At 66.7% G+C, this 16715-nt stretch carries 15 protein-coding genes and 1 pseudogene; 7 read left to right on the plus strand and 9 right to left on the minus strand.

The window, feature by feature from the left end; translation table 11 throughout:
- Window positions 1–8: 8 nt before the first annotated feature.
- Window positions 9–1196, minus strand: coding sequence for an acyl-CoA dehydrogenase family protein (locus tag ABZ824_RS07930; RefSeq protein ID WP_356962374.1), 1188 nt, complete (start codon window positions 1194–1196; stop codon window positions 9–11).
- Between the two features lie 335 nt (window positions 1197–1531).
- On the opposite strand from ABZ824_RS07930, the gene ABZ824_RS07935 reads away from it, so the two are divergent.
- Window positions 1532–2020 carry a flavin reductase family protein gene (locus ABZ824_RS07935; protein ID WP_356962376.1) on the plus strand — a complete coding sequence of 163 codons (489 nt, stop codon included), beginning with the start codon at window positions 1532–1534 and terminating at the stop codon, window positions 2018–2020.
- Between the two features lie 67 nt (window positions 2021–2087).
- Window positions 2088–2633, plus strand: coding sequence for a cupin domain-containing protein (locus tag ABZ824_RS07940; RefSeq protein WP_356962377.1), 546 nt, complete (start codon window positions 2088–2090; stop codon window positions 2631–2633).
- 146 nt (window positions 2634–2779) lie between these two features.
- Here the strand turns inward: ABZ824_RS07940 and ABZ824_RS07945 are convergent, their stop codons facing one another.
- Window positions 2780–3220 (minus strand): cupin domain-containing protein, encoded by a 441-nt coding sequence (locus tag ABZ824_RS07945; RefSeq protein ID WP_356962378.1) that lies wholly within the window; start codon window positions 3218–3220, stop codon window positions 2780–2782.
- 38 nt (window positions 3221–3258) lie between these two features.
- Entirely contained in the window at window positions 3259–4053 is a 795-nt protein-coding gene (locus ABZ824_RS07950; protein ID WP_356962380.1) for a fumarylacetoacetate hydrolase family protein, read from the minus strand.
- A 157-nt stretch (window positions 4054–4210) separates the two neighbouring features.
- Here ABZ824_RS07950 and ABZ824_RS07955 point away from each other — a divergent pair, with 157 nt between their 5' ends.
- The 4 genes from ABZ824_RS07955 (at window position 4211) to ABZ824_RS07970 (ending at window position 9201) form a co-directional block, all read left to right on the plus strand.
- Window positions 4211–4615, plus strand: a complete 405-nt coding sequence (locus tag ABZ824_RS07955; protein ID WP_356962382.1) for a RidA family protein — start codon at window positions 4211–4213, stop codon at window positions 4613–4615.
- A gap of 127 nt (window positions 4616–4742) precedes the next feature.
- Window positions 4743–6347 carry an AMP-binding protein gene (locus ABZ824_RS07960; RefSeq protein ID WP_356962384.1) on the plus strand — a complete coding sequence of 535 codons (1605 nt, stop codon included), beginning with the start codon at window positions 4743–4745 and terminating at the stop codon, window positions 6345–6347.
- Window positions 6344–6829: an acyl-CoA thioesterase gene (locus tag ABZ824_RS07965; protein WP_356962386.1), complete on the plus strand. Its 486-nt coding sequence runs from the start codon at window positions 6344–6346 to the stop codon at window positions 6827–6829. Before ABZ824_RS07960 ends, ABZ824_RS07965 begins: the two co-directional genes overlap by 4 nt.
- Before the next feature lie 8 nt (window positions 6830–6837).
- Complete coding sequence (locus ABZ824_RS07970) at window positions 6838–9201, plus strand: bifunctional salicylyl-CoA 5-hydroxylase/oxidoreductase (RefSeq protein ID WP_356962387.1); 2364 nt, start codon at window positions 6838–6840, stop codon at window positions 9199–9201.
- 57 nt (window positions 9202–9258) lie between these two features.
- Here ABZ824_RS07970 and ABZ824_RS07975 read toward each other — a convergent pair whose 3' ends face one another.
- Together ABZ824_RS07975 and ABZ824_RS07980 are read right to left on the minus strand one after the other, a co-directional pair.
- The gene (locus ABZ824_RS07975; RefSeq protein ID WP_356962388.1) at window positions 9259–10125 is read right to left on the minus strand and encodes a PaaX family transcriptional regulator C-terminal domain-containing protein; all 867 of its coding nucleotides are present in this window, start codon (window positions 10123–10125) and stop codon (window positions 9259–9261) included.
- Window positions 10109–11164, minus strand: coding sequence for a 3,4-dihydroxy-2-butanone-4-phosphate synthase (locus ABZ824_RS07980; protein WP_356962389.1), 1056 nt, complete (start codon window positions 11162–11164; stop codon window positions 10109–10111). Before ABZ824_RS07980 ends, ABZ824_RS07975 begins: the two co-directional genes overlap by 17 nt.
- A gap of 201 nt (window positions 11165–11365) precedes the next feature.
- Between ABZ824_RS07980 and ABZ824_RS07985 the strand changes: the two genes are divergently transcribed.
- On the plus strand, window positions 11366–11671 hold the full coding sequence (locus ABZ824_RS07985; protein WP_356962391.1) for a hypothetical protein: 306 nt from the start codon (window positions 11366–11368) through the stop codon (window positions 11669–11671).
- A 56-nt stretch (window positions 11672–11727) separates the two neighbouring features.
- Here ABZ824_RS07985 and ABZ824_RS07990 read toward each other — a convergent pair whose 3' ends face one another.
- The 4 genes and pseudogenes from ABZ824_RS07990 to ABZ824_RS08005 form a co-directional block, all read right to left on the minus strand.
- Window positions 11728–12372, minus strand: a complete 645-nt coding sequence (locus ABZ824_RS07990) for a hypothetical protein (RefSeq protein WP_356962392.1) — start codon at window positions 12370–12372, stop codon at window positions 11728–11730.
- A 395-nt stretch (window positions 12373–12767) separates the two neighbouring features.
- A complete protein-coding gene (locus ABZ824_RS07995) occupies window positions 12768–14378 on the minus strand; it encodes a DUF707 domain-containing protein (RefSeq protein ID WP_356962394.1) in 1611 nt (536 codons plus the stop codon).
- 47 nt (window positions 14379–14425) lie between these two features.
- Window positions 14426–15505 (minus strand): glycosyltransferase, encoded by a 1080-nt coding sequence (locus ABZ824_RS08000; protein WP_356962395.1) that lies wholly within the window; start codon window positions 15503–15505, stop codon window positions 14426–14428.
- A gap of 15 nt (window positions 15506–15520) precedes the next feature.
- A pseudogene (locus tag ABZ824_RS08005) lies at window positions 15521–16715 on the minus strand (hypothetical protein); the annotation flags it as partial.

The raw sequence follows: 16715 nt of genomic DNA on the forward strand, positions 1-16715 counted from the left end.
ACGCGCTCCTATGCGGTGGGGATGATCGTCGTGGGTGCGCCGAGCGCGCTGGCTCCGTGGGCTTCGAACCCGACCTGGGCGTTGAGCATCGCGTGGCGCGAGGCGGTGTTGATGTCGCGCCAGATCCGTTGCAGCGGGTTGGCTTCGGCGAAGCTCGAGGTGCCGTGGGCGTCGACGAGCAACCCGACCGCCTCGCGCAGTTGCGTGCACGCCCAAGACAGGCCCGCCCGCAGCATGAGTCGTCGGTGCAAGGGCAGTTGGCGACCTTGACGACCCGCGTCGTCGATCCGCTCGGCGATGTCGAGCAGATAACGCGTGGCGCTGTCGATCATCACCTCCGCCTGACCGAGTTGGATCTGGAACCCGACCGATTGAGCCTGACTCCCGTAGGTGGTGTAGCTGATCGGGCGCGTCGGCGCCTTGGCGCGAACGAGCTCGGCGGCGGCCCGGGCCAAGCCGATCTGCGTTCCGGCGAGGATGATCGCGAGGGTGAGACTGAACTGGGTGCCTCGGTAGAGGACCTCGTCCTGGAACTCGGTGGGTGACAGACCTGCCAGCAGACCCAGAACGTTCATGGTGCGGTGATCGGGGACGTGGACCTGCTCGAGGTGCAGGGTGTTGGTGCAGGTGCCGCGCATGCCCGTCACCTGCCAGGTGTCCTCGATCCTGGCGGGCTCCACAGGCACCAGGCCCATGACCACGCCTGGCGGGTGCTGCTCGTACTCGGGGGTCGCGAAGCCGACCATCGCCCAGTCGGCGTAGTCGACGCCCGAGAGCCAGCCGACCTTGCCCGAGACACGGAACCCGCCCTCGACGCGGGTGACCTCGGTCAACGGGCCCATGGCCGCGACCACGCGAGCATCGGGGGAATCGGCCCAGACCTCGTTTTGGGCCTTTTCGGGCAGCATGCCTGCGAACACCGCCGAACCGTTCATGTTCTGGACGATCCACGCGGTGGATCCGCACCCCTGTCCCAGGGCCGCGCTGACCTCCACCTGGGTCCGAAGCGGGCTCTGGTATCCGCCGAATCGGCGAGGCGTTCCCAGCTTCAACAGTCCGGCCTCGGTGATCGCCGCCAACGCCTCCGTGGCGGGACGGCGAGTCGTGTCGGTGCGGGCGGCGTGCGCGGCCAGCAGCGGCTGCAACTTCTCGGCGCGCTGCACCAGTTCGGACACGTCATCGGATCGTTGGGTCATCGGATGCTCCTTCCAGGCGTCGCGAGCGGGGCGTCGCGAGCCGGATCGCTGCCGGCGCACCGTCCGCGCCGGCGATTCGTGTCACCACCCACCCCCGTGCCAGACAATTGACATATCAGCGTGGTGATGAGCAAACTATAGATCTATCGCTGAATGAAGACAACCGGCAGGTGGAAGCGCTGCCGGGGGCGCGCGAACGGCCCTTTCGGGCGCCGTACGCGCGGAGTGCGGCATTCGGCGAATCACATCGAATCCGTCGACTCGCCCGGTTGGGGTCGATCCGCGGTCCCCTCCGCGCGGGCGTCGAAGACCTTGGGAGGTCGACCGTGGCAGACATGAACGAGAGAGACGGCGCGGGGAATTCGTTTCGCGAGCTGATGGGCCATTTTCCGAGCGGGCTGACGATCGTCACCGGCCTCGACAAGGGAGCGCCGACCGGGTTCACCTGCCAGTCCTTCTTCAGCGTCTCGCTCACGCCGGAGCTGGTCGCCTTCTCGGTACGCAAGGAGTCGGCCACATTCCCCGCTCTGCGCGCCGGTGGGCGATGGGCGGTCAACGTCCTCAGTGCGGCCCAGGTCCGGATCGGCCATGCCTTCGGGCGTCCGGGCGATCGGTTCGCCGGGGTGGCCTGGCGACCCGGCCTGCGCACCGACTGTCCGATCCTCGACGGATCGCTGGCGTGGATGGAATGTGTGGCCCACACCGAAGTCGCTGCGGGGGACCACGACATCGTGATCAGTCGCGTGGTCAACCACGGAGTGGGCGAGGGGTTCCCGCTGCTGTATTTCAAGGGGCGATACGCCCACCTCGATCCGGTGTCGTAGACGCAACGGGGCGAGCGAACATCCAAAAACATTGCTTATCAGCGAGCTGGGGTGTTAACTATTTTGCATGACTCCTTTCATCGACATCGAAGTACCCGCTCAGCAACTGGCTCGGCGCAAGGTCGTCACGGCCGAGGATCGGTTGCTGCTCTGGTTCGGAAACAGCCTGATCGAATCCGTCGTGGGCAGTGCGGAGACCGAAGGGAGGTTCACCCTCGGGATCATGCACGGCCCCGGCGGTGACGACGTCCCGCTGCACCTGCACAAGAACGAGGACGAGGCGTTCTTCGTCCTCGAAGGCGAGATCACGATCTGGCAGGGCGACCAGACCGCGGTCATCGGCCCCGAGGAGTTCGTACTGCTGCCCAAAGAAGTGCCGCACTGCTACAAGGTGACCTCCCCGGAGGGAGCTCGCTGGCTGGCGATCACTGCGCCCACCGGTTTCGAGGACTTCGTCGCGAAGGTGGTGACCCCCGCAACCGAGCGGCGGCTGCCTCGGCCGGAGGAAGCGCCCTTCCCGGATCTGATGAAGATGGTCGAATACGGCAACGAAGCCGGCGTCATCTTCCTCGGCCCGCCCGGGGTGCGCCCGGCCGACGTCGGTCTGGGCTGATCGGTGCGCCGCCGGCTCGCTCGCGGTTGGCGGCGCACGACGGGCAACGAGGCTCGCCTTTGCGATCGCGTCGGTGTCGCCCCGCTCTCGGGGCCGAACAAAAGGGGCGGCGACCACGGGTCGCCGCCCCTTTGCGGCTGCTCGGGCTAGCGGCGCCGATATCCCCGCAGCAGTGCGTCGGCGACATCCTCGAGGTTGACCACGATGTTGTCCGGAGTTCGGGTGGTGAGCCACACCAGATCCTCGGTCGTGCTCATGTTGGCCTCCACATGCGGCATGAACGGCGGAACGAACACGAAGTCTCCTTCGGTCATGTCGAGGTAGTGCTGATAATTCTCGCCGAAATAGATTCGCGCGCTGCCCCGCAACACGTATCCGCCGGTCTCCGCTTCGCCGTGATGGTGGGGCAGCGACCGGTAGCCGGGGCGATTGGTGACCTTGCCGAACCAGATGCGGGTCGCGGGTGTGTGTTGCGAACCGACCCCGGAGACGCGCACGCAGTCTCCGGACTGGGCTGTTCGGGTGTCCTCGTGCCCGGCCCTGGTCAGGACGGGAACGGCGGTGTGATCGACGGTGCTCTCGGTCATCGGGTCTCCTTTCGGCCCCCGCGGGGGCGGCTGTGTGCTCATGCGACGATCCGGTTGCGCAGCAACCCGATACCCTCGATCTCGGTCTCGACGACGTCGCCGACTTCGAGATAGCGGGCGGGGATCCGGGCTGCCCCTACGCCCCCGGGAGTGCCGGTGAGCACGACGTCTCCGGGACGCAGCGGAGTGAAGTCCGAGATGTAGGACAGCAGCTCGGCGGGGGAGAACACGAGATCGCCGGTGCAGCCGTCCTGGACCTCAACACCGTTGACGCGACACGAGATCCGCAACCCGTCCGCGGGATCGATCTCGTCGGCGGTGACGAGATCAGGCCCCAGGGGAGTGGTCGCCTCGAACGCCTTGCCCTGCAACCACTGTGACGTCCGACGCTGCCGACTGCGCACCGAGAAGTCGTTGGCGACGGCGTAGCCGGCGATCGCGGCGCGTGCTGAACGCGGCTCGGCGCGGCGCAAGTGCGAACCCACCACCACCGCCAACTCCGCCTCCCAGTCCAACTGCCATACCGCGGCGGGTTCGCGCAACACGATGTCGGCGTCCCACGCGGTCAGGGTGTCGGTGAACTTCGCGAACAATGTCGGGTGCCGCGGCTCGGGATGGCCCATTTCGCTGATGTGCGCACGGTAGTTGTGACCGCAGCAGATCACCTTGGCCGCCGTACGCACCAACGGCGCGGAACGCAGCTGCGTCGACTCCGGCGCCGCGCGCCAGCTCTCACGCCAACGCGGCAACGCCAACAACTCGGCGACATCGGCGCTGGCGGTGGAATGCCAGCCCCCGTCGACGCCTATCTGGGCGCAGCTACGCCCATCCACTCTCAGGACAGTGCGCAACCGCATCCCGCACCGCTCTCCGCAGATCCCACCACAGCCTCACTTGTATATCTAAAAATTGACGAACGAAATCCAAGCGCTATATTAAGAGAATTCGACGCCCGGTGTCACCCGGGTGCCCCCTTCAGGGAGAAGCATCATGACCATCGAGCGAATCAACCCCGAATCGCTGGTGAAGCCGTCGGGCTTCGCCCACGCGGTGCGGCATCGGGACATCGTCCACCTCGCGGGCCAGACCGCCATGGACGAGAACGGCTGCATCGTCGAAGGCGGAATCGTGGCCCAGTTCCAGCAAGCCCTGACCAACGTGCTCGTGGCCCTGCGAGCGGCGGGCGGACAGCCGCAGCATCTGCTCAGCGTCACGATCTATCTGCTCGACATCGCCGACTACCAGGCCCACGGAGCGCGGATAGGGCAGATCTGGCGCGAACTGGCCGGCACGGACTATCCCGCGATGGCCGGTATCGGGGTGAGCTCGCTGTGGCAAACCGAGGCGCTGATCGAGATCCAGGCCGTCGCCGCACTCGTCGACACCGCCGACTGATGCGCCGGTCGCGGACACCCGTCCGCGCCATCGCGACAACCCTCCACAGTTCCACGATGACGGCCGTTACGTGAGCGATATATTCGTCGGCCGATCGTGCTGACGGCCTCCTACGAAAGGGTGCGCCATGCTGACACCGTCGGCCCACCAGGACACCTTCTGCCGCGACAACCTCCCACCGCCGCAATCGTGGCCGGAACTGGTTTTCGACCTGCCCGAACTGGACTACCCCGATCGGCTCAACTGCGCGACCGCGTTGCTGGACGCCACGGTGGCCGCGTTCGGGCGCGAACGGCCCTGCCTCGTCGGCGCCGACCGGACCTGGACCTACGGCGAACTCCTCGATCGCGCGAACCAGATCGCCCACGTCCTGGTCGAGGAGTTCGGACTCGTCCCCGGAAACCGTGTGCTGCTGCGCGCCCCCAACACCCCCGTCCTGGTGGCCTGCTGGTTCGCGACAGTGAAGGCGGGCATGGTGGCCGTGGCGACCATGCCGCTGCTGCGAGCCAACGAGCTGTCGAGCCTGATCGGAATCACACGACCGGCGCTGGCCCTGTGCGACGACGGACTGGTCGACGACCTCGCCGCCGCGGACCCGACCCTGCGTATCGTCGCGCTGCACGCCGAACTCGCGCACCTCGCGCAGACCAAGAGCACTCAGCACGACGACGTGCAGACCGCGGCCGACGACGTGGTCCTGCTGGCTCCGACCTCCGGGACCACCGGTGTGCCGAAGGCGACGATGCACTTCCACCGCGACGTGCTCGCGATCGCCGACACCTTCGGCGCGCACCTGTTGGCTCTACGACCCGACGACGTGGTCATCGGAACGCCACCACTGGCGTTCACCTTCGGCCTGGGCGGACTGGTCATCTTCCCGATGCGCGCCGGCGCTTCGGTCGTCTTGACCGAGAGGTTCGGCCCCGATCCCCTGCTCACCGCGATCGAGACCTTCGCCGTGACCGTCCTGGTGACCGCGCCGACCGCCTACCGCGCGCTGCTCGCGCGCGACGACCTCGACCGACTGACCACCCTGCGACGTTGCGTCTCGGCCGGAGAACACCTGCCGGAGTACGTGTTCGACGAGTTCTCGCGGCGCACCGGACTGAGGATCATCAACGGCATCGGCTCCACCGAACTGCTGCACGTGTTCATCTCCGCCTGCGACAGCGACATCCGCCCCGGCTCCACCGGGCGCGCCGTCCCCGGCTACCGAGCCGAGATCCACGACCAGCACGGTCGCCCGGTGCCCGACGGAACCCCCGGGCAGTTGGCGATCAAAGGACCGACCGGATGCCGCTACCTCGCGGATCTGCGACAGAACGACTACGTGCGTGGCGGGTGGAACATGACCGGCGACACCTACACCCGCGACTCCGATGGCTACTTCTGGTACCAGGCGCGCAGCGACGACATGATCGTCTCCTCTGGCTACAACATCGCAGCCCCCGAGGTGGAGATCGTTCTGGACCAGCACCCGGACGTACTCGAGAGCGCCGTGGTCGGCCTGCCGGACCGACAACGCGGCATGATCGTGCACGCCGCGGTCGTCCTGCGCGAGGGAGTACTCGGCGACGACGCCAAGATCGCGGAGCTGAAGCAATTCGTCAAACAGGCAGCAGCGCCCTACAAGTACCCCCGCAGCATCGAGTTCGTCGCCGGTCTGCCCAGAAACCCGAGCGGAAAATTGCAGCGTTTCCGGGTGCGTGAGGCACGAGAGGCACAGCGATGACGCCGACGGTGGTGCGGCGGCTGGTCGACTGGCAGGACACCGACGCCGCAGGGCACTACCACCACAGCACGGTCATCCGTTGGGTCGAAGCCGCCGAAGCCGAACTGCTCAACCGTGCGGGCCTGGCCTGGCTGACCGGTCGTCTGCCCCGGGTGCGCTACGAAGTCGACTATCGACAACGGCTGTGGTTCGGCGACACAGCCCACCTCGAACTCGTCCTCAGCCGGCTCGGCACGACCTCGCTGCGTTACGACTTCGAGCTCACCCGAATACCCCGCCCCGGCCGCGATCGCGCGCCGGAGACCGCATCGGCGGCCGCGGGCCTGGTGATCGCCCCATTCGCGCCCAGCCCGGACCACCCCGCCCAGCCGTGGCCCGACGACATCGCCGCGCTCCTGCGCGCCGAACTCGTCGAGCAGGCGCAATCCCCGAATCCATCCCCCACGGCCCACCCTGGTCTGGGCGAGAACCGAAAGAGGTGAAACAGACCATGCGAATCGCCGTCGTGGGCGGAGGACCCGCCGGACTGTACTTCTCCGCCCTGATGAAACAACTCGACCCCAGCCACGAGATCAGGGTCTGGGAACGCAACGCCGCCGAGGACACCTTCGGTTTCGGCGTCGTGTTCTCCGACGAGACCCTCGGCGGAATCGAGCACGCCGACGCCCGGATCTACGAGGCCATGAGCGCCCGATTCGCCCGGTGGAGCGACATCGACATCCACTACCGTGGCCAGACCCGCACCACGGGCGGTCAGGGTTTCGCGGCGATGAGCCGCAAGTCACTGCTGGGAATCCTGCATCGACGATGCCTCGAACAGGGCGTCACCATCGACTTCGCCACCGCAGCACCCGATGTCGAAGATCTCGCGAACACCTACGATCTCGTGCTGGCCGCCGACGGACTGAACTCCACGATCCGCGACTGCTACGCCGAGTCCTTCGGTCCGTCGCTGGACCGCCGCGCCAACAGATACATCTGGCTGGGCACCGACCGAGTCCTCGAAGCGTTCGAATTCATCGTCCGACATACCGACCACGGCGTCATGCAGGTCCACGGCTATCCCTACAGCGACCAGGCCAGCACCTTCATCGTCGAGATGCACGAAGACGTCTGGCGCAGCGCGGGCTTCGACGGCTTCGCCCGACATCCGCTCGCGCCCGGGGAAAGCGACGAGAAGTCCATCGCGCGCCTGGCCGAGATCTTCGCCGAGGACCTGCACGGTCACACCCTGCTCGCCAACAACTCGCGCTGGATACAGTTCACCACGGTCCGCAACCGATCATGGCGCCACGACAACATCGTCCTGATCGGCGACGCCGCCCACACCGCGCACTTCTCGATCGGCTCGGGCACCAAACTCGCGATGGAAGACGCCCTGGCGCTGGCCGCGTGCCTCCACGAGAACGATTCGGTTTCCGAGGCGCTGCGCGCCTACGAAACCGAACGCCGACCCGTCGTCGAGTCGTTGCAACGTGCCGCGCAGGCGAGCCTGGAATGGTTCGAATCCATCCACCGCTACGCCGACCAGCCCGCCGACCAATTCGCCTTCAACCTGCTCACCCGCAGTCGCCGCATCACCTACGACAACCTGCGCCTGCGCGACCGCGACTTCGTCGACGCCGTCGAGGGCTGGTACCTGTCCGCTCAATCGGGCGTCGACACCTCGCCTCGCCCGCCGATGTTCTACCCCCTGCGCGTCCGGAACCTCGAACTGCCCAACCGAATCGTTGTGTCGCCGATGGACACCTACTCCGCCGTCGCGGGCGTGCCCACGGATTTCCATCTGGTACACCTCGGCGGCAAGGCCCTCGGCGGAGCCGGGCTGGTGATGACCGAAATGGTGTGCGTGTCACCACAAGGCCGCATCACCCCCGGATGCACCGGCCTCTACACCGACGAACAAGAACGCGCCTGGCGTCGCATCGTCGAGTTCGTCCACGACAACACCGGGGCCGCGATCGGAGTCCAGATCGGTCACTCCGGCCGCAAAGGCGCCACCAAGGTCATGTGGGAAGGCATCGACGCTCCCCTCGAAAAGGGGCACTGGGTGACCGTCGCCCCCTCCGCCTCGGCCTACGGCCCGCTGAGCCGCGTGCCTCGCGAAATCACCCGGTCGGAGATGAACGACATCCTCGAGGAATTCACCGATGCGGCCCACGCGGCCGCCCGCGCCGGATTCGACCTGCTCGAACTGCATTGCGCGCACGGATATCTGCTCTCGTCGTTCCTGTCGCCGCTGGCCAACCACCGCGCCGACGAATACGGCGGATCGGTGGAGAACCGGCTGCGCTACCCGCTCGCGGTCTTCGACGCCGTGCGGGAGGTCTGGCCCGCCGACCGCCCGATGTCGGTGCGCATCTCGGCCGAGGACTGGGCCCCGGGAGGCAACACCGTCGAGGACGCGGTTCAAGTCGCACGAGCGTTCGCCGAACACGGCGTCGACATCGTCCATGTCTCTTCCGGACAAGTGGTCAGCCACGAGAAACCCCGCTACGGCAGGAGCTATCAGACACCCTTCGCCGACCGCATCCGTCAGGACGTCGGCATCCCCCACGACGTGGTCGTGGTGGCGGTCGGAGCGATATCCTCGTCCGACGACGTCAACTCCATCCTGCTCGCCGGGCGCGCCGACCTGGTCGCCATCGGACGTGCCCACCTGTGGGATCCGCACTGGACCCTGCATGCGGCGGCCGAGCAGAACTATCGGGGCCCCGGCGCGCAATGGCCATTGCCGTTCCGTGCCGGCAGCCGCAAACCACCCACCGGCCGCATCGACGGACCCGCTCCCCGGCTCGAACTGATCCGCCGACCCGAACTCGGCAAGCCGCCGCGCCGCTGGCTACCTCGCTGATCCCGCGGCCCGCCAGAGCCCGTCGGGTGTGCGGTACAGCTCCACACACCCGACGGGTCATCGTGTTCGCGACGCGGCCTCGTGGATGACCTCGAGCGTATGTCGTTGCGCCGGTGCGCGAAGCGCGTCCTCGAGCTGACCGAACAACATCGCCGCGGCCTCGCCCTTCCAGGCCGGGGGCAGCAGCGTGAGCGGGATCCCGGGATCCCGGTAGGGCAGTCGCCGCCACTGGGTCAGCATCGGAACATAGATCCGAAACGCCTGCTGCGGACTCAGCTCGCCGGTTGTGGCGCTGTAGAGCGCTGGACGGTAGGCCAACAGGAATTCCGAATACAACTCGGTCAGCTCATCGAGGTCCCACCACGTACTCACCTTGGCGCGTAGATCGCCGAACGCCACATGCTGCCCGGTGAAGATGTCGAGGTAGTCCGACAGCCCGAGTCGCCGCATCGTTCGACTCGCTTCACCCGCCACGATGCCCGGCGCGATCCACACCCCCGGCGCGGCGGTGCCGAAACCGAGTCGCGTCAGAGCAGACCGCAGCGCATGGCGCTTGTCGCGCTCGGACTCCGGGACCGAGAAGATCACCACGACCCATCCATCGCCCTCGGTCGCGCGTGCCCGGCCGAATATCCGCACATCGCCCTCGGCGAGCACTTCGAGCACATCCTCGGCAAGGCGATACCCCGCCGCGCCGCCACGGCGCTCACTACACAACACACCGCGGCGCTTGAGCCGCGAGATCGAGGACCGCACAGCCTGCGCGTCGGCGCCCAGATCCGCCATCATCGCCACCACAGCCGCGATCGAGAGCCAGTTGCCCTCCGCGCGGGCGCACATGCCGAAGATCGTGGTGATCAACTGAACCAGACGCGTGTCACGTCCCGACGCAGACCCAGTAGTCGCCTCAGGCCCTTCCGTCATGCCTGCACCATACGGGACGGTGCCTCCGGGGCTCGGAAGCGCCGTCGGGAAGCAACGCGGTGAGCGCTCCGCCGATCACGACCGGCGCTCCCGCCGAATTCTGGGCGTCCACACCCAACAGCGCCGCAATCTCGGTCACGTCGGCACGCCAACCCGCTGCGGCGGGAACCGGTCCGCCGAAATGCTGGATCATCGACCATCGACGAGAACCATTCGATGAAGCGTCGACGGGAAGCGGCACCGCGGCTCGCTCCGGCGTCGACCGGACCGGCGTGCCGGTGACCGTGTCGGATCGACCCACGGTTCCGGTGGCCAGGTAGTGCGAATCGGTGGCCGAACTGTGGAATCCGACCAACACGGGTCCGAGTTCGCCGTCGACGAAGCCGAAAGTGCGATGAACGAACGACCCGGCGCCGCGGCAGGCGCTCACCACATCATCGATGGACAACCGCGCCAGCCCGTGGAGATCGGCGAACTCCGCACTCTCCACGACACCGGCAAGCGACGACGGATCGGTCGGCGAAACCACAGCAGCGAACGCGCCGGCCGAACCCAAACCAGCTGTATGCACCAGCGAAACCACAGCTTCGGCGATCGCGGCCCGTCCGATGACCTTGCGCCGATGAACCCGCACCGGCAACACGTGTCCCGGCCGCGTCAACGAGGATGCAGTGGCACCGGCAGAGCCCAGTGTCCGAATCGTCACCGCGCGATCGTGAGCGGAAATCCCGGTGCTCACATCATGAGCCGCGTCGACGCTGACGGTGAAATCCACGCCGCCGTGATCACCGCCGACACCGGACATCCCCACCAGACCCAGCCGGTCGCAGTCCTCGGCAGCGAGACCCACGCAGATGATCCCCGAGGAATGACGCACGAGGAAAGCTGTCGATCCTGTTGTCGCCGCGCTCGCATTCATGACCAGGTAGCCGACACCGCGGTCGTCATCGGTGACCACGACCGAGCCGCCCTCGGCCAGGCACTGCCATGCGCGCTGGACCCTCACGAGCGCCTCGTCACCCTCACGGTTGTCGTTCACGATGGTCTCCTTCGATCTCCCTCGCCTGACGCGACCTCTCCAGCAAATATAACGCAAAATTGCCGATCGTAAATATTCGTTTATATTGGTCGTTCGGTCGGCAAAGGGGTCGGCTTTCGGGCGCGGGGCGGTAGCCGCAGCGGGTAGCATCGAGCGCGGGAAAATCGGCAGGCGGGCCCGACGTTTTTCAGGAGGCCGGCCATGTCCTCGCGTCGCCCACCGCGGTCCCCGCGTACCGCTCGATCCCCGGAAGTCGTTGCGCGACTGGAACGCTCACGCGCCCGCAGCAAACAACGACGGGAACTGGCGTGCCAGCGCGAGCGCGCCATCCATGAGGCGGTCAAGCGCTACCTCGCCGGCTGGGCAGCGATCACCGCGTGTGAAACCACCCGCGACCACGAGATCGCCGCGCTGCGCCAGCAGATCAGCGATTGGGGTGAGGGTGTCGAAGGTTCAAGTGAGATCGGCCCGTCAGGACTGTATTGTGCCGACAGGGGTGTTGCGTAGCAGCGTGCCGGATGGAACGTCGGCGGCCACCGTTCTCGGCAACGTCGGAGGTGAGGTCAGGTGCGATACAACCCGGGTTTGTTCGGTCGCGGCCCCGGTGTGGCATCGGCACGGGAGGCGGGTTCCACAGGGCCCGGCGCGTCGGCTACGCGACGCCGACTGTCGGCCTCGGCGGCGGCTCTGGTATCGACCTCGCGTCGCGCGAAGGCGATATCGCGTGCGCTGCGCACGGACAATCGGCCGAGTGAGGTCGCGGCGAAGAACAGGATCAGCGCTCCGAGACCATAGAAGTAGGCCAGTTGTAGCAGGGCCCGTTTCAGATCGGACGTGGCGACGGGTTCGCCCACATCCCCGATTTTCAGGGTGTCCGCCAGTATCGGCCCGATCACGAACCACAAGCCCGCCGCCGCTGCCAGCCACGCCCCGAAGCTCGCCACGAGCCGGTTGCGGCTGGCCAGCATGAGCAATCCGCCGATGATCGCGGCGACGCCGGGCAACACCTGGAGCCACCCGCGCGCCACCGTCCACACCCACGGGTCGTCCGGAGTGAACGCGAAGCCGAAATAGGGTCCGATGAACGGGATCAGCGCACCCCACAAGCCCAGCAGTAGCACCGCGAGCCCGCCGAGGGCTCCTCGGCTACGGGGAATTCGAAGGCGACGGCCGGGGTCTGCGTGAACGGTGTCGTCGACGTCTCTCATGACGCCTCCATTCGTCGAAGTAGGTGCATATGCGGCCTACCCTTTGCGCACCGACATACGCACGCAAACGCGTGCGGGTCCGCTGCCTGCGGTGATCGGCGGATTCCAAGGTCAACGGCGGCCGCGCGGACTACTTTGCCGACCGACCCGATCCCTTTCATCCCGGAGGATCGCCGTGGCCGGCCGCGCTCAGGACGGCGCGTTCCGGCAGCGTCACATTCGGCGTCGGACCGCTCGCGCCAGCCGTCGACGAGCGGGCCGCCTGTCGCCGCGACCGCGCCGCGGGTTGCCGCCTCGACCCTGGTCTTCCTGGCCACGCGCAACCCGGTGCGCCGTATCGCACTGGGGGTCAGCAATATATTCGGCCGATTCGGATCGCTCGACGACGTCTACCGCTACAACGGCATCGACACTTCGCGCGCGCTGCCCTCGACCTCACCGACTGACGGCAGCCGCTCTCGCGCCGGGGGGTCGCGCATCAGTCGTAGCGGTTCGGCGCGCATGAGTTCGCCGTTCAGGAGCATCCGGTCGACCATGCCGGCGGACGGGATTCCGGCTTGGAAGCAGGCACGTGCGCCTGAGAGCTCGCCGTGGGCGAGGGCCACCTGGAGCAGGTCTCTGGAGTGATGGGCGAAGTGCCGCGCCTTGCTGCCTCCGACCTCGGCGACTTCTTCGGCTCGGGCCAGCCAGCTCTCGAAACTCGGATACGGGTAGTGCAGGATCATCGGCGCAGTCACGGTGCCGTGCACGCCGTCGAATCCGGTGAAACCGTACTCGTCCACCGGCGCGACAGCGGGGCCGAGACGGACCGCGCTGCGGTTGGCCGGGGTGTCGAGAAAGGGGGATCGACCGCTGATCCGGAACACGGTGCACTCGTGGATGGGATCGGTCACCGGCACGGGGGAAGGGACGGCTTCGTGTCCGATGAATGTCACCTGCCCGGCGCCGGGAATCTGCCAGCGGCGGCGACCGTCGTCATAGAAGACCTCGTCTGGGCCGAGTGGTAGCAGCCATTGCATGCCCGCCGCCTCGGCCGTTGCGGCGGCGTCGGCGATGTTGGCTACCTCGCGAGCAACCGTGTCATCGTTGGGTGTCGCGTGGTCGCGAAGGATGACGGGCCGCTGACCGCGCACTGCGCACAGCGCGGCCCGGACATCGGGGTCATCCGTATAGATGATGGTCAATTCCGCTTGCGCGGAGTGGAAGTCGATCCAGTCGGCCAGCTCGGGGCGCCACCGGTCGATGGTCACACAGATCGCGGTGGGTTCGAGGGTTTCCGCGGGCCGGTTGGGTGCTCCGACGCCGCGGTGCACGCGTGGCGTCAAGTCGCTGATTTCGTGCGTGACCAGGTATTCGCAATACTCCGCCCACGTGTCGATCCCACTCGCCCGGGCCGCGGCGTAATTCGGCCCGCCGACCGGTCGGGTGTGCCGGACCGTTACGGCGTCGACGATGGCGATCGATGTGGAGTCGGTGATGAATCGCGGCCAGTGGAAGTCCAGACCCCAGCCGGTCTGGGTGGCGCCGAAGGTCGGCAGGCAACGGCGCAGGAACTCCCGGCTGAAACAGGGTGCCATGATTTCGACGAAGTTCGTGTGCCGGAGGTTGAATCGTCGATCGACGAGCGTGATCTCGTGGGAGTAGTAGCTGTCCTCGGTGAGCGCGGGTTGGGTCAGGGCGAGCCGGTGCTGCGCCGCGTAGCGGAACAGCTCGTTGATGCTGGAGGTGTCGGCGGCCAGGTCGTCGTCGGGGAGCCAGACGTAATCGTATCGATCGAGCACCGCAGCCAAATCGGTCGTCAGGACATGATGCAGGGCAGGCCATTTCGGGCCTTTACGGTCGATTCTGGCCACGTCCGCCACCCGGTAGCGGTCCGGGTCGTCACCGAAATAGCTCACCACCAGATCCCAGCTGCGTGGATGCGGCCCGGCCAGCCACTGCTCGTGCAGTGATTCGTCGCCCGCCCTCAGTACGACCAGGTTCCGGCGCCCCGATTCCGTCAGCACGGTAGGCCTCGTGTGCGCCCGCACCAGTGTCCCGTCACACTGACCTCCTATGTCGCGTACCAGCCATCGCCCCACAGCGTGAGTAGGCGTTCGAAGTACGCCTCGTACTGTGGGGCGACGACGTCGGTGGAAAATTTCGAGATCGCGTAGTCACGGATGCCGCGATAGTCGAGTTTGTGGACGGCGTCAGCGGCATCGCAGAACTCGCGCAGCGTCCGGCAGCGAAAACCCTGCACGCCGTGCTGCACGGTTTCGGTGAACACACCCCAATCGGTGGTGATCACCGGGGTCCCGCACAGCATCGCCTCGGCGTGGACGCCACCGAAAGGTTCGAGATAGAGCGTCGGCACGAAAACCGCACGGGCCCGGCTCATCAACTCGCCGCGGCGCGTCGAGTCGACTACACCGACGTATTCGACGCAGTCGGCCTCGGGGACTTCCCCCGCGCCGGCGACGATCAGATTCACGCCGAGCCGCGTGCAGGTGTCGATCGCGATCTGAATGCCTTTGGCCTCGACCATCCTGCCGATGAACAGGAAGTAGCCGTCCTTGTCCTCGGAGAACGGGAAATCCGCCACGTCATAGTAGTTCGGGATCACGGCGTCGTAGAACTGGCCGCGGGCGCTCATGACGCCGGGAACACTCGCATACGAGCCGTAGACAGCATGCATCCACGCGTAGCTCTCGAACACCCGGTAGTTGGCGAACACCCCGCTGTAGCCGATGCCGAATTCGACGGTCATCAGCTCGGGGAAGGTATCCGCGATGGGCTTTTGGCAAGTGCCACCGAGAATTCCGATGAAGTCGCGCTTGCCCTTCCGCCGGGCGATCTCGGTGACCGCGCGCTCGTTGGAGATCTGCCAATGCACATCATGGGGACTCCATGTGAGATTGATGGGGTCCTTATAGAGATCGGCACCGCCGAACCACTCGGATTGCTCGGCTCTGGTGACGATCGGGACGAATTCCGCACACGCCGCGTCGTTCTCCTCGCCGCCGTACAGGAATACCTCGTGCCCGAGCTCGGTCATCATCGAGGCGAAGCGCCGATTCTTCTGCGTATACGCGCACGGCTGATAGTGCCGGGTGGTCTCGGTATTGGGGAAGTTCACGATATGAAAGCGCATGGTCGGGCACCTGTCTCAACGATCGATGATGGGCCGGACCGACAGTGGATCGTCGCCGACGGCTTCCTCGAGGTGCTCGGGACCGTCCAGGTAGGCGGCACGTTTGCGCTCCTGCTGTTGTTGCTGACCTTGTCCGCCCATGCCGCCGCCCATACCTCCGCCCAGTGGGTAGCCGCCCATCCCCATCGGATAGGCGGCGTTGGTTTGGGTTGCGGTGGCGGGGAGTCCAGCGCGGCCGGTGTCGGTGGGGGTACCGGTCCCGGGGGCGCCGGCGCGAGGGAACAGTTTGTCGTCAACCGGACTGGCGATCCCGGCTCCGCCGCCGGCCGATCCGCCGCCGAGGCCCGCCGGAGTGACTGACCCGGACGGACCCGCCGCGCCCCATGGGCCGGACGCGCCCCACGGGCCGGACGCGCCGAACGGGCTGGGGGAACCACTGAACATGGGGCCTGAATTCAGCTGAGCCAGCATGTCCGCGAGCTTGGACAACGGTCCCGAACTGCCGAGCGGGCTGGTCGAGTTGGTCGGACCGGTCGACCCGGTCGGCGTCGGTTGGTTGCCCGTGGAGTCCAAGCCGCTTTTGGATGATGAAGGGGGAAGGCCGCTGGTGGGAGGGTTGGCGCCGTCGCTGCTGGGCTGGGGAGAGTTTCCGTTTGCGTTGGATTTGCCGCTGTTGTTGCCTCCGCCGCTGTTGTTGCCGTTCCCGCCACCATTGCCGCTGTTGTTGTCTCCGGTTCCCCCGCCACCGCCTGTTCCGCCGTTGGTGGCGGGTGCCGCGGTATTCGGGTCGACGAATTCGGGGACCTGGCCGGCGAGTTCACGCATGCCGGCGACGAAACCTTTGTTGTTACTGGTGTCGTCGCCCTTGTCCCACCACTGCTGAGCATAGGTTTGGGCCTGATCGCCGGTCCGGCCGCGCTTGGCGACATAGTTGACCGTGCCGTTGGTGTTCAACTTGATCTGGTCGTACCGGGGAACGTGACCGTAGATGAACGCCAGGAAGTTGGCGGTGTTCCCCACGACATGAGACATGTCGACCATACTCGCCCGCAACGTTTCGGCGGTACCGAGGTATTTGTCGATCGAGGCGATCGCCCGGTCGGCGCCCGCGCCCTGCCAGTGCCCCCGGGTGAACACGGGTTTGATGTTCTTGGTGAAGGTATCGATCGAGTTGCCCCAGATCTGGGACAGGGCCAGCCACTCACCCGAC

Source organism: Nocardia sp. NPDC047038 (assembly GCF_040644075.1).
Classification (GTDB): Bacteria; Actinomycetota; Actinomycetes; order Mycobacteriales; family Mycobacteriaceae; genus Nocardia; species Nocardia sichangensis.